We start from the raw sequence: 14916 nt of genomic DNA, 5'->3' as shown, positions 1-14916 counted from the left end.
ACTAAGTTGCAATCTGCTATATATTTAAACAGTAGCGCGACTCCAACTTAGGTCGATTAAATCTAAGACGTAATCCACAGAGTTATCTATATAATCTTCTGATTTTTCATCATCAATTATACACAATTTACCGCCAGTAATATAAATTTTAGCTGATTCTTGGTAGTAAGCTTTGTGTCTACTGATCCATCCTGGCTTTTCACCAGTTGTTTCTACCTTTTCTATTTCAAATGTGTGGATATGTAATCTATAAACTGGGGTTTCATTATAGATTCTTGTACCGCCATATCCTAAACTGCCAATGATATATATATATTCTCCAACTAATGTAGCTGAATGAAAATCAGTTGGTGGGAAAATATATTGGGGATAACCAAAAATCTGAAAATTACCATCACCTTGATAAACTACAACATCGTTATATATATAAAAATTAGAGTCGTAGTAGTCTTCATGTTCGCCAGCAATTTCTATAATTCTGCCATCTGGTAATTGTGTAATTGTTCTGCCAAATCTGTCATAGCACCATACTTTATATTGCCGATTTTCTGTATCTTTAAAAGTATTTTGTGCGTCATAAGCAGAACAACCTTCATAAATCATCATCTGCCAAAAAGGTATTTTCATCAATTCTGGATTGGTTTTGCCAAAACGCGGATGTTTGCCAGCAAAATATTGCTCTGGTGATAATTCTGATAGTGAAAATTTGCTGTTGGCAATTCCGGTGAGCGATCGCCGCATATCATTGTTAATATCGCTCACATCTTCACCAGCTGCAATTAACATTTTGACGATTTCCTTGTTTGTCGTTATCTTAATGGCTTTGTCATTGCAATGATTGATTATGCTGGGGTTTGCGCCAGCTTCTAGTAAAATTCTGACGCAATCAGTAGCACCATACTCTGCTGCGATTATTAACGCAGTGTTACCAAAATCATCAGTGGCTTCAATATCCAATCCCTCTGCAATTAGCCACTCTAGGATTTCCAGCCTATTGTCTTCTATTGCATACATTAACGGCGTTTTTCCGCAACTTCCCGTATCGTTGTGATTTGCTCCCGCAGCTAGGAGTAATTTGGCTTTAGCTAGTTCACCTACCTGAATACTCAATAACCACGGGGTTCTATACCAACAATCACGCACATCTCGATCTGCTCCTTGCTCTAGCAATAACTTTACTTGCTCTAAGCTGCCAAAAACTATAGCGTGCATTAATTCTGTCCATCCCAGTTGCTCTGGGTTAGCACCGGCGTTCAATAATAATTTGACAGCATCAAATCTGCCAATATGAGCAGCTACTTTGATTGCAGATTCACCATAGCGACTAACGCCATTGACAGGAGCACCTCTAGAGATGAGTAAATTTAAAGTTGATATTAAGTTTTTATCCTGCAAGATATCTCGACCATGCATAGCATTAATTAAGACATCATATCCGTCTGGGCTTTGATAATTAATATCTGCTCCAGCATCTAGAATCAATTGAATTTTATCCAGATTTCCTGACTGCACTGCCAAACCAAGTACGGTGTTTTGCTCTACAACAGCATTCACATTTGCGCCATGTTCTAATAGGAAGTGAATCATATCCATACCTACTGTAGGGCTACTAACCGCATACATTAATGGTGTTTGCAACGAATCCTTTTCTATGCAATCAATATCAACACCATTGGCTAGTTTACGTGCGATTCCTGCCATATTGCCCTGTTGTACATAAATATGAATTTTTTGCATAAATTTTCTGAGTTAAATTCTGATATAAATTATCGGCGTTAGATATTTTGCAAAAGTAACTTTTGCAAGATGTTGAGGAAAGATTAAAGGATAAGGGAAAATTCCATACGTTTACCCTTTACCCCTTGTCCTTTACCCCACAATGCCAATAAGTCTAATACCAATTTGCAATTCGCAATGGGCTAACGCCCCGCTTTGCTAACGCAATTCGCAATTACAAAACTTAGATACACCAAAGCTTTTAGGGTTTACATCTGTATCATATTTTTCGTGAAATGGTATAAGCTATTGCACTTTACGCTCTTGGCATTTACAGCAATCGAAGTATAGGTTAGGACAGTGTTGATTGCTCAAAGTCTTGAAGCAACTGGGTTTATACTCAGCACTTAGCACTCAGCACTCAGCACTTTCTATACACTGCGGATTTATGCGTGGTGCAAAACCCAAAAAAAAGGGATAAGCCTAAAGCCTATCCCTAAAAAATCAATTAATTAATGTATCAAGTTCCTGAAGTCCAAGAATTGATGTACTCAATTTGATCGGCTGTTAAACTATCAATCGTGATACCAATAGCCTGCAACTTCAACCGAGCAATTTCTTGATCGACTTCAAGAGGAATTGAGTGCAAACCAGGTTGCAACTTACCTTTATTCTTCACCAGGAATTCACAAGCCAAAGCTTGGTTGGCAAAACTCATATCCATTACAGCGCTGGGGTGTCCTTCAGCCGCAGCTAGGTTAATCAAGCGTCCTTGTCCGAGAACGACAACTGATTTACCATTTTTCAACTTGTACTCTTCGGTGAAAGGACGAACTTCTTTGATTTCCTTAGCTTGTGCAGCCAAGTATTTCAAATCAAGTTCCAAGTCAAAGTGACCGGAGTTACAAACGATCGCACCGTCTTTCATGACATCGAAGTGTTCGCCGCGAACGACGTGCTTGTTACCTGTCACAGTGATAAAGATATCACCTTGGGGTGCAGCTTCTGCCATTGGCAGGACGCGGAAGCCATCCATTACGGCTTCAATTGCCTTGATGGGGTCGATTTCGGTGACGATGACGTTAGCACCCATGCCACGGGCGCGGAGGGCTGTACCTTTACCACACCAGCCATAACCGACGACGACAACGTTCTTCCCAGCCAACAAAATGTTTGTGGCGCGGATAATGCCATCTAGGGTTGATTGCCCAGTACCATAGCGATTATCAAAGAAGTGCTTGGTGTCCGCATCGTTGACGTTGACTGCGGGGAAGGTGAGAACGCCTTCTCTAAACATGGCGCGTAACCGAACGATCCCAGTTGTGGTTTCTTCGGTGCTACCAATCAAATCAGCAATTTGGTGTTGGCGTTCTTGTACCAAAGTTGCAACTACATCACTACCGTCATCAACAATAATGTTGGGGCGATGATCTAAAGCTATTTGGACGTGGCGGTTATAAGTTGCGTTATCTTCGCCTTTTTGAGCAAAGACGGGAATTTCATGATCGACGACGAGGCTAGCTGCTACGTCATCTTGAGTTGATAAGGGATTGCTAGCAATTAAAAGCGCGTCTGCACCACCGGCTTTCAGAGCGATCGCCAAATGTGCTGTTTCGGTTGTAATGTGGGCACAAGCTACAAGGCGTAAACCAGCGAAGGGCTTTTCGGTTGCAAAGCGATCGCGGATTTGCTTCAAAACTGGCATTTCTCGTCCAGCCCATTCAATGCGCTGTCTTCCCAAGGCAGCTAGGCCGAGGTCTTTAACCTCGTGCTTTAATCGGGGAGAAGTTGCGGTCATCAAAAGTTACCTCAAAAAATTAAAAAAGCTACGTAAGTTTTACGCACTCTACTAGGTTATTCTACTACTGGCGATTTTTGCTTGTATGAAAGCAAATCGCTAGTCAAGAATCCTCAAAACTAGCTTGACGCTTGATCGCCGGAATGTCAACTTCCTCTCCAGCTTCTTCCTTTTTGTTTTATCTTTGGTAAGAGTAAGACTCTAATCAGCCTTACTGATAATTCTCAGTCCCTTGTCATCTCTCTAAAGATAGAAAAAAACAAAAAAACATCAAAATTTCATTGTTTAAAAGGAAAACCTCAACTTTAGATAGGTACATCTACCCAAAGGAATTAAGCAGGATAGTTAAAGTAGTAATTAATAGATTTTACTCAAGGAGGTGTTTGAGTGCGCTTTCAATTTTTGGCGTTGGCTTTGCCCGCTGTAGGCATCGCCAGTTCAATGGCCATAGGCGTTGTATCTGTGCCAAAAGCCACAGCCCAGATACCTTTTGTACCGCAACTGCAAGCTCCCAGCAGTATTAGTAATGATTCAGATAACAGAGTTGTTTCGGGCTGGATTTATTTAGATGGTCGTCGGTTATTTCAAATAGCGGCAACAAGAACTAATTTTCCTGAGCGTTCAGAAGATATTCAAAAGAAGTTGCAGAAAATTGGTCAAAATTACTTTCAATCGCCAGCAAACACACCAGTCAAGGTAGAAGTTCGCAAAGTCAACGAATTACCAGTAATTTATGTCAATGGTCAATATCTGATGACCGTTACTTCGGAAGATGCGGAATTGCGACAAGTAGATATATCGACATCGGCAAATCAAGTCGCCGAATCATTACAAGAAGACTTGCAACAAGCAAAACAAGAAAGGCAAATTCAATCTTTAATCGACCAAGGTAAAATTGCTGGCGGTATCGGACTAGCAATGATTGTCATGAGTTGGGGAGTATATAGCTGGCAGCGGCGTTCCCAAAAGAATTTAGAAAACTCCATTGCCTCTCAACCCCAGAGGGAACTCTTCAACTACCCAAAACCAGCAGATCAAGCAATTACAACACAACTAAATCAACGACAACAGCAACATCTCCAAGAAGCCAAAAGACGATTGTTTCAGCTCAGTCAAGCCGGAATTTGGGGAGGTGGAAGCTTCTTTATTTTGGGTTTATTTCCCTATACACGAGGTTTGCAGGTAGCAATTCTCACAGCTGCCCAATTTCCTTTGCGATTAGGTGTGGTATGCCTGGCAACCTATGTAGCAATTCGTTTGACCTACGCCCTGATTGACCGCTTCGCCTCCACACTGATTAGCAGTGGTGCTTTCCTCACCCCAGAAAGTTCTGCACGATTGCAGCTGCGAGTTTCCACATTTTCTGGTGTAACTAAAAGTATCACTACTGTTATCTGGGTAGGAGTAGGTTTCTTGATCGCGCTGGTATCCTTGGGGATAGATATCGTTCCTTTACTAGCGGGTGCCAGTTTAGTTGGTGTTGCATTGTCTTTGGCATCACAAAACTTAATTAAAGATGCGATTAACGGTTTTTTGATCATTTTAGAAGACCAGTATGCTTTAGGCGATGTGATTAATGTGGGAAACGTGGGAGGCTTAGTAGAAAATCTGAATCTGCGGATGACCCAACTGCGGGATTCTGAAGGACGCTTAATCACAATTCCCAATAGTGAAATTAAAGTTGTTGCCAATCTTTCTAGTCGTTGGTCGCGAGCCGATTTAACAATTCCCATCGCCTACCAAGCCGATACAGAAAAGGCTTTGAACTTGATTGCAACTATTGCCGATCAGATGAATCAAGAAATGCAATGGCAGAGTCAAATTTTGGAACCGCCGCAAGTTTTGGGAATAGATCAATTTGGCGATCGCGGTTTGATTATTCGTGTCTGGATTAAAACACTGCCCCTCAAGCAATGGGATGTAGCACGCGAGTTTCGCCGCCGCCTAAAAGTTGCCTTAGACGAAGCTGGAATTTCCATCTCTGTACCTCAACAAGCAATTTGGGTCAATGACGATCAATTGTTAAATTTTTCCAATAATGGCAAAGATAATTAAAAATTTGGATTCATTACCACATTTTTCAGTTGATTAGACCAAATTCTAACTCTCCCCCAATCGAGCTACATTAAACCTGCCTTAAAAATAGAGGCTGAAACAACGCAAAATCATTCCCAGATTATTTTCATTGTTCCTTGTGAGCGCAGCTCATGGAGTCTCTTGCATAAATCAAAAATAAAGAACCCCACCCCGCATTTGAGTAGAGCAAACGCTCCCCTCCCCCAAGCATCGGCTACGGTGTACACACAAGTCAAATTACCCCCCTTAATCCCAGGGCTGTTTCATTCGTTCAGATCGCGATTTTGTCAACAGTATCAGCCAAAAATTTGAGTAAGTTGGTAATCGAAAAATTACGGCTTCAACCGATAAATTTAAGTGCGATCGCCTGGTTTTTGTCTGAATTGGATTGTTAACAACCTGATTTTTTTGACTGATACGCTTGTAAATTAAGGACTTTTAGGGAATGAAACAGCCCTGCCCTTAATCCCCCCTTGTTAAGAGGGGAAACAATAAATCTAGTTCCCTCCCCTTATAAAGGGGAGGGTTAGGGTGGGGTAAAACCAACGCTAAAACCTCAGTTAATCAGCTTGTGTGAGTCATCAGCATAAATGTATGCATTCCCATACGGACTATAGGAAAAAAAAAATATCTAACATTAAGCCTTAATAAATCCTTATATTAATAAAAAGCTACTAGGTTCCTAACAGTCTGAAACTTTTCCTGTATTCCTTGATTTATGTTTGTCAATACCTTCATCAGACGACCAGTGCTGACGACGGTCTGCACGTTCATCATCTTGCTCCTGGGAAGCATCTGTATACCGATTCTTCCTATTTCTCAGCTACCAGACCTTGCCCCAGTACAAATTACAGTTAGCTCCAACAATATTGGTGCGGATGCTCAAACAACAGAAAATACTGTCACCAATATTATTGAGCGACAAATCAATGGTGTTAAAGATGTATCTTATATATCTTCTAATACGGGTAATGATGGTTCGAGCAATATAACTGTCTCCTTTCCAACTAATGTCAATAGCGATATTGCTCAAGTAAACGTTCAAAATAAAGAAGCACTGGCTTCACCTCAATTGCCAGATACTGTTCAACGAACAGGTGTCACCGTTGAAACGGCATCGAGCAGTTTGCTACTTGTCTATGGGTTTTACTCAGAAAATAATGAGTATGACAACATTTTTATCAGTAACTATGTCGATCTGTATATTTTTGATCAGATCAAACGGCTTCCTGGTGTAGGAAGTGCCAGGGTTTTTGGAGAACGCAAATATGCCATGCGTCTCTGGCTCGATCCCAACAAGCTTGCCCAACATCGACTAACTCCGCAAGATGTGACAGCTGCCCTGCAACAACAAAATATTCAAGTGGGTGCAGGGGCAATTGGTAAGGAACCAGCACCAGATAATCAAAGCTTTGAATTTGCTTTACGGGCAACCAGTCGATTTAAAGATGCGGCTGAATTTGAGGATATGGTGCTAAAGGTAAGTCCAGCTGGCACTAGTAGTACTACTAATAACCCCACTAATAGCACCCTAGTTAAAGTCAGAGATGTCGGTCGAGTTGAACTAGGAGCAGAGAACTATCTGGCTGATGCCAAATTCACTATTCCAGGAAATGCTCCCAAGGCAGCCGTGGGTTTGGGGATATATCAACTTCCCGGTAGTAATGCCCTGAAGGTTGCTCATGCTGTTGAAGAACAAATCAAGATACTAGAAAAGAGTTTTCCACCTGGACTCAAAGCCCAGTTGGCATTTGATACCACTCCGTTTGTAGAAATTTCTTTAGAAGAAGTTTTGCACACTCTGGTTGAGGCAATTGTCCTAGTGGTCTTGGTAATTTTTGTTTTTTTACAAGACTGGCGTACCACGATCATTCCGACTGTGGCGATCCCCGTTTCCTTGATTGGGACGTGTGCGGCTCTGTTGGTTTTAGGATTTCAGATTAATACACTGACCTTATTTGGTTTCGTTCTCGCGATCGGGATCGTCGTGGATGATGCCATTATTGTGGTTGAGGCAGTTGCAGTCAAACTAGAGCAGGGTATGAGGCCCTTTGAGGCCGCTGTCGAAGCCATGAAGGAGTTAACTGGGGCAATCATTGCCACTTCACTTGTACTCATGGCGGTATTCATTCCAGTTGCCTTCATTCCGGGTACTACTGGGATTGTTTACAAACAATTTGCCTTAACCGTTGCTTGCTCTATTGGCATCTCCACCTTCAATGCCTTAACCTTCTCTCCGAGTATGGCAGCCATTCTCATGCGCCCTGCTCAGACTCCACGGGGTCCTTTGGGGTGGTTTTTTACACAGTTTAATCGGGGATTTAGCTGGTTCACGCGGCGATATGTCGGGTTTGTCAGCTACCTTACCCATGTCAAGCCGATTGTAATTGGGGTTTTTGTCACTGGTTTATTAGCAACAGTTTTGATGTACAGAGCAGTACCTACCGGATTTATTCCAGAAGAAGATCAGGGTTACTTCTTTGTCATTGTCCAAGGGCCTGACGGGGTTTCTTTGAAATATACCGAATCTGTGATGGACAAGGTAGTCAAAGAAGTCACATCGGCTCCCGAAGTTAGAGCTAGTTTTATGATCAGTGGCTTTGGTTTCGATGGTAATGCTTCCAATTTAGGTATTGCCTTTGCTAACCTGAAACCCTGGAAAGAGAGAACTGAAGAATCTCAATCTGTTTATGGCATACTTCAAAGACTAAACAAAAAGCTCTCTACAATTACAGAAGCCAGAGCGATCGCAGTAAATGCTCCTCCAGTGAGAGGATTAAGTACTACGGGTGGTTTTGAATTTATCATTCAAGACAAAACTGGCAGTGCGCCGATTGAAACCCTAATTGAGACTGCTCAAAAATTGATCGGGGCGGCACGTAAAAGCCCTGTTCTCCAAGGAGTCTTCACTCAGTTCACCGCAGATACTCCCCAATTTGACATTCAGGTAAACCGCAACCAAGCCAAAGCTCTCAATGTCGAAATTAACGACATCTTTGGGGCGTTGCAAACTTATCTGGGGTCGCAATATGTGAATAACTTCGTGCAGGGACAGCGACAGTATCGGGTATATGTCCAAGCAGATGGAGTGTTCCGTTCTAATCCAGATGATATTGGTAAGCTGTATGTTCGCTCTGCCAGTGGGGCAATGATTCCGTTGAGCAGTTTGGTGAAAATTACTCCCTTCGTAGGGCCGAAAACCATCGCCCATTACAACTTGTACAGGTCAATCAAAGTACAGGGCGCTCCGGCTCCCGGTGCTAGCTCTGGACAGGCGATTAAGGCGATGGAGCAACTAGCAGCAGAAAACTTACCTCAAGGGTTTGGTTATGAGTGGACAGGGACTTATCTCCAGGAGAAGACATCTGGGGGAGCTACAGGCTTGATTTTTGCCTTAGCGATCGTTATTGTCTTTCTGGTGCTGGCAGCTCAGTATGAAAGTTATATTGACCCAATTATTATTTTGCTGACAGTTCCCCTAGCAGTTTTGGGAGCAATGACAGCGATTTGGCTGCGTTCCAATATTTTCATGACAGATAGCCTCTTCCCCAAAGTGGTGGATGATATTTATTGCCAGGTAGGTTTGGTGACTTTGATTGGTCTAGCTGCGAAAAACGCGATTTTAGTCGTAGAATTTGCCAATCAACTGCATGAGCAGGGCATGAGCTACACGCGGGCGGCAGTGAAAGCTGGGGAAGAACGTCTGCGACCGATTTTAATGACATCCTTTGCAGCGTTGTTAGGATTTTTGCCCTTGGTAATCTCTGAAGGAGCTGGAGCCAGCAGCCGTTGGTCTTTAGGAACAGCGCTGTTTGGGGGGTTGATGCTTTCGACGTTCTTGAGTTTGTTCTTAGTGCCAATTCTCTATATTTTGGTTAAAACCTTGGCTCAAGCTATATTACCTCGGAAGCGAGGAGGTTCAAATCCTCCAAATTCTCCAGGAACTTCGGGAACTAGAGATGAAGCTATACCTGCTGGCTCAAGTCAGCCAGAGACGCAACTTAGGTCTCAGGAGGATGGGATAACCTAAGTTTGGGCAAGGAGGCAGGGGAGCAGAGGGGCAAGGGGGCAGGGGAGCAGGGGGGATATAAACTTAACCTCACTGTTGCGCTAGTTTCCCGTAGGGTACGAAGAACCACTTATTAAGAAGTGGATGGACTTAGCCCCATGTTCCGCCCTGATTCACGGCAGCAGATAAGAGGTCTTTTTCCCCTGCCCCTCTGCCCCTCTGCCCCTCTGCCCCTCTGCCTATTCTCAACTATGCAGCCTAAAAGCGTATCAGCTTATCCACAACATCCTCTAACTCTGATACCATTTTCTGTAATTTCCTGCTTGCTAAAAAAATTAGTCGAATAAAATTAAGTACTTAGATAAGGAAGAGTGAAATGGGACTTAGCGACGGACTTTTGAACCCGACCAAAAAGGCTATGGTCATAGAGGACTGTTGCAACATGATCGAAGGACAGCTTGCATCCAAGTCAGGCATGAGCGGCATCGCTTTGAAAACTGCCTTTGCCGCCCTGAAGGGGGTTAAGCCAGGGTATATTCCCTATGTGGTTGAGCAGATTTTGCCGCAATGCTTCACGGCACTTGATCCCATTTGGAGTCAAGGCGTAGAGAAAGGCGATCCAGTTGAATATCTGAGTGTGAATCGCTCTGATACAGCAGACGCACTACTGGGTGTTACCGATGCGAGAGTCAAGAACTCAAACCGCCAAATCGTGCGAGGAACCTATGAAAAACTTCGCGGTTCAGCCAAAAAGCACGTAGAAGAAGCAGTGCCAGATTTAGCCAAAGTAATCAATAATTACACTAAGTCCTGAGCAAAACGAGTAAAGACGCGATTAATCGCGTCTTCTAGAAACGTGGGAAGCGCAGATGCAAAGTAGCTTTTCACCAGATATTGCCTCAAAACTTCACCAACTCCAAATTAAGTCCTGCCCGTTGGATGCCTTCTTCTTTTAACTGTTCTCTGAGATTGATTCAGGCTTTTTGAGTAGTATAATATTGCACAGCTTAGTTAATGAATCGACTGCGATCGCCTAGCGTCTTGTCCAGAGAATCGCCTTTTTCAATAACTCAATCGATTAGTTCAATTGTCTCATCTGACAAGGTGATGTTAATCCGGCGACGCATTATTTTCGTTCTGTTTTGCACGGCAATTTTATTGTACACATCTATAGAATGTGTACAATTGTGCAAAAAAAGCGTATTTTACTGCCGTAGCCATCGGCTAAGATAATTCTAGAAGTCCGATCGCTTGACTCTTACTTGATATCGTTGCAGAGATGGCGATCGCTCAAACTCACATGCGGATCAAGCGGACATGATCTGAGGGCGCTTTTGCATAATTCTGTCGTCGCCAATCTTCAGAAATCAGGTCAAAATGAGCGAATAGTGAGTTTTAGCAAAACAGACTTTATTAAAAGATGCCGAAAATATCACAATCTTGGAAAATAATAAAGTAAGTCGAGTATCACATGACTCACTTGATTTCCTCATTTCTTCTAGGAAAATATGACTCATCCTTTCCTTGAACGCCTGCGTAGTCCAGATAGCCCAGTCCTCGTCTTCGATGGGGCGATGGGAACCAACTTACAAACCCAAAACCTGACTGCTGAAGACTTCGGCGGCCCACAGTATGAAGGTTGTAACGAATACTTAGTCCACACGAAACCCGAAGCAGTCGCTAAGGTTCACCGCGACTTTCTTGCTGCTGGTGCAGATGTAATTGAAACGGATACCTTTGGCAGTACGTCTCTGGTGCTGGCAGAATATGACTTGGCAGACCAAGCCTACTACCTCAGCAAGACAGCCGCAGAATTGGCGAAGCGTGTGGCGGCGGAATTTTCCACACCAGAAAAACCCCGGTTTGTGGCAGGTTCCATCGGCCCGACAACGAAACTTCCAACCTTGGGACATATTGACTTTGACACCATGAAAGCTACCTTTGCTGAACAAGCAGAGGCACTGTGGGATGGTGGTGTCGATTTATTTTTAGTGGAAACTTGCCAAGATGTGCTGCAAATTAAGGCGGCGCTGAATGCCATTGAAGAAGTGTTTGCCAAAAAAGGCGATCGCAGACCGTTGATGGTGTCTGTGACAATGGAAAGCATGGGCACAATGTTGGTTGGTTCAGAAATCAGTGCTGTGCTAACAATTCTGGAACCTTACCCAATAGATATTCTCGGTCTAAACTGCGCCACAGGCCCAGACTTGATGAAACCACATATCAAGTATCTGTCAGAACATTCACCTTTCATCGTTTCCTGTATACCCAACGCAGGTTTACCTGAAAACGTTGGCGGTCAAGCGCACTACCGCCTGACACCGTTAGAATTACGGATGTCGCTGATGCATTTTGTTGAAGATTTGGGTGTCCAAGTGATCGGGGGTTGCTGTGGGACGCGTCCAGAACACATTCAACAATTGGCAGAAGTAGCTAAAGGTCTGAAGCCAAAAGTTAGACAACCAAGTTTAGAACCAGCAGCAGCATCAATTTACACCACTCAGCCCTACGATCAAGATAATTCCTTCTTGATAGTTGGCGAACGTCTCAACGCCAGTGGTTCCAAGAAATGCCGCGATTTGCTAAACGCCGAAGATTGGGATGGACTCGTTTCAATGGCGAGGGCGCAAGTTAAAGAAGGCGCACACATCCTCGATGTCAACGTCGATTATGTGGGACGTGACGGTGTGCGTGATATGCACGAATTAGTTTCGCGCATTGTTAATAATGTGACATTACCTTTAATGCTTGACTCCACCGAATGGGAAAAAATGGAGGCGGGTTTAAAGGTTGCCGGTGGTAAGTGTTTGCTGAACTCCACCAACTACGAAGATGGGGAACCGCGCTTTTTGAAAGTGCTGGAGTTAGCGAAAAAGTACGGTGCTGGTGTAGTTATTGGTACTATCGATGAAGATGGGATGGCGCGGACAGCAGACAAAAAGTTTGCGATCGCCCAACGTGCATATCGCCAAGCTGTAGAATACGGCATACCACCCACAGAAATATTCTTTGATACCCTAGCTTTACCAATTTCCACCGGGATTGAAGAAGATCGAGAAAACGGTAAAGCCACAATTGAAGCCATCCGGCGCATACGTGAAGAATTGCCTGGATGCCATGTAATTCTGGGTGTTTCCAATATTTCCTTTGGTTTAACTCCAGCCTCGCGGATGGTGCTGAACTCGGTATTTTTGCACGAAGCTACAACGGCGGGAATGGATGCAGCCATTGTCAGCGCTAACAAAATTTTACCGTTATCGAAGATTGACACCCGCCATCAAGAAATTTGTCGTCAGTTGATTTATGATGAACGGAAATTTGAGGGTGATGTTTGCGTTTACGATCCCTTGGGAGAGCTTACCACAGCGTTTGCCGGGGTGACAACTAAGCGCGATCGCTCCTTAGATGAAAGTCTCCCCATCCCAGAACGTCTCAAACGCCATATCATCGACGGCGAACGCATTGGCTTAGAAGAACATCTGAAAAAAGCCTTAGAAGAATATCCCCCCTTAGAAATTATCAACACCTTCCTGCTAGATGGCATGAAAGTTGTCGGGGAATTATTCGGTTCTGGACAAATGCAGTTACCCTTCGTTTTGCAATCTGCGGAAACCATGAAAGCGGCGGTAGCGTTTCTAGAACCGTTCATGGAAAAATCAGAATCAGGCAACAATGCTAAGGGAACCTTTATCATTGCCACAGTTAAAGGCGATGTCCACGATATTGGTAAAAACTTGGTAGATATCATCTTGTCCAACAACGGCTACAAGGTGATTAACCTGGGAATTAAGCAGCCAGTGGAAAATATCATCAACGCTTACGAACAGCATAAAGCTGATTGTATAGCCATGAGTGGTTTGCTGGTAAAATCCACTGCTTTCATGAAAGAGAATTTGGAGGTATTTAACGAGAAGGGAATTAGTGTCCCTGTAATTTTAGGAGGTGCGGCGCTGACTCCCAAATTTGTGTATGAAGATTGCCAAAATACCTATAAAGGTAAAGTCGTTTATGGCAAAGATGCCTTTTCTGACTTGCACTTCATGGATAAATTAATGCCAGCAAAGGCAACTAATAACTGGGAAGATTTGCAAGGATTTTTGAATGAAGTGGAAACGGCTGAAGTTTTAACAAATGGTAACAAAGAACCAAAAGCTACAACTGCTGAAGAAACGTCTGCTGAACTAAAAGAAGTAGATACAAGACGTTCCGAAGCCGTAGCTGTAGATATTGAACGTCCAACGCCGCCTTTCTGGGGAACGAAGTTATTGCAGCCTAGTGATATTCCCATCGAGGAAATATTCTGGCATTTAGATTTGCAAGCTTTAATTGCTGGACAGTGGCAATTCCGCAAACCAAAGGAACAATCTAAGGAAGAATATCAGGCTTTCTTGGCTGAGAAAGTCTACCCAGTTTTAGAAAGTTGGAAACAGCGAATTATTGACGAGAATCTGTTGCATCCCCAGGTGATTTATGGGTATTTCCCTTGTCAAGCCGAGGGAAATTCTCTACATATATATGACTCAGAAAACCAATCACAACAGATTGCAACTTTCGAGTTTCCCAGACAAAAGTCTTTAAGACGGCTGTGCATAGCAGATTTCTTTGCACCAAAGGAGTCGGGAATTATTGATGTCTTCCCAATGCAAGCGGTGACTGTAGGGGAAATTGCCACAGAATTCGCTCAAAAGCTGTTTGCAGACAATCAATACACCGATTATCTGTATTTCCACGGTATGGCGGTGCAGGTGGCGGAAGCTATAGCTGAATGGACACACGCTAGAATACGCCGAGAGTTAGGTTTTGCTGCTGAGGAACCCGACAATATTCGGGATATATTAGCACAACGCTATCGTGGCTCGCGGTATAGTTTTGGGTATCCAGCTTGTCCAAATATTCAGGATCAGTACAAGCAACTGGAGTTATTGCAGACTGACAGGATTAACTTGTATATGGATGAAAGCGAACAACTTTATCCAGAACAGTCTACCACTGCGATTATTACCTATCACCCGTTAGCCAAATACTTTAGCGCGTAGAATCTTACTCGTTAAAGCAATAGCCTCGGTGTTAGTGATATTTCGCCCTGGAAAATCCCCTTTCAAAGCCTCTCTTCTTCTAGGCTACGGTGTGTATACAAGTCCTTCTCACCCCCTCTAACTCCCCCTTGCTAAGGGGGAGAACCGGATATTTCCCCCTTTACCAAAGGGGAGAACCGGATATTTCCCCCCTTTACAAGCTACCGTGTACACACAAGTCAAATGACCCCCCTCAATCCCCCCGATGCATTGGCAGGGCTGTTTCATTCCCTAAAAGTCCT

The 14916-nt window shown here is 43.5% G+C and carries 6 protein-coding genes; 4 read left to right on the top strand and 2 right to left on the bottom strand.

Annotation, left to right across the window (positions count from 1 at the left end; genetic code table 11):
- Positions 1 to 24: 24 nt before the first annotated feature.
- Together RMY27_RS11700 and ahcY are read right to left on the bottom strand one after the other, a co-directional pair.
- The gene (locus RMY27_RS11700; RefSeq protein WP_322663311.1) at positions 25 to 1737 is read right to left on the bottom strand and encodes an ankyrin repeat domain-containing protein; all 1713 of its coding nucleotides are present in this window, start codon (positions 1735 to 1737) and stop codon (positions 25 to 27) included.
- A 499-nt stretch (positions 1738 to 2236) separates the two neighbouring features.
- A complete protein-coding gene (gene ahcY / locus RMY27_RS11695; RefSeq protein WP_322663310.1) occupies positions 2237 to 3514 on the bottom strand; it encodes an adenosylhomocysteinase in 1278 nt (425 codons plus the stop codon).
- A 387-nt stretch (positions 3515 to 3901) separates the two neighbouring features.
- Here ahcY and RMY27_RS11690 point away from each other — a divergent pair, with 387 nt between their 5' ends.
- From RMY27_RS11690 to metH, 4 genes are all read left to right on the top strand, one after another.
- Complete coding sequence (locus RMY27_RS11690; protein WP_416212334.1) at positions 3902 to 5569, top strand: mechanosensitive ion channel family protein; 1668 nt, start codon at positions 3902 to 3904, stop codon at positions 5567 to 5569.
- 739 nt (positions 5570 to 6308) lie between these two features.
- Positions 6309 to 9620 (top strand): efflux RND transporter permease subunit, encoded by a 3312-nt coding sequence (locus RMY27_RS11685; RefSeq protein ID WP_322663308.1) that lies wholly within the window; start codon positions 6309 to 6311, stop codon positions 9618 to 9620.
- A gap of 355 nt (positions 9621 to 9975) precedes the next feature.
- Positions 9976 to 10413, top strand: coding sequence for a DUF6918 family protein (locus tag RMY27_RS11680; RefSeq protein WP_322663306.1), 438 nt, complete (start codon positions 9976 to 9978; stop codon positions 10411 to 10413).
- Between the two features lie 694 nt (positions 10414 to 11107).
- Positions 11108 to 14635: a methionine synthase gene (gene metH / locus RMY27_RS11675; RefSeq protein ID WP_322663305.1), complete on the top strand. Its 3528-nt coding sequence runs from the start codon at positions 11108 to 11110 to the stop codon at positions 14633 to 14635.
- Positions 14636 to 14916 lie beyond the last annotated feature (281 nt).

The sequence above is a fragment of the Nostoc sp. DedQUE09 genome (assembly GCF_034530915.1).
Lineage (GTDB): Bacteria > Cyanobacteriota > Cyanobacteriia > Cyanobacteriales > Nostocaceae > Nostoc.
Note: the sequence above shows the minus strand (reverse complement) of the source record. Positions and strands in the feature narration are given on the sequence as shown.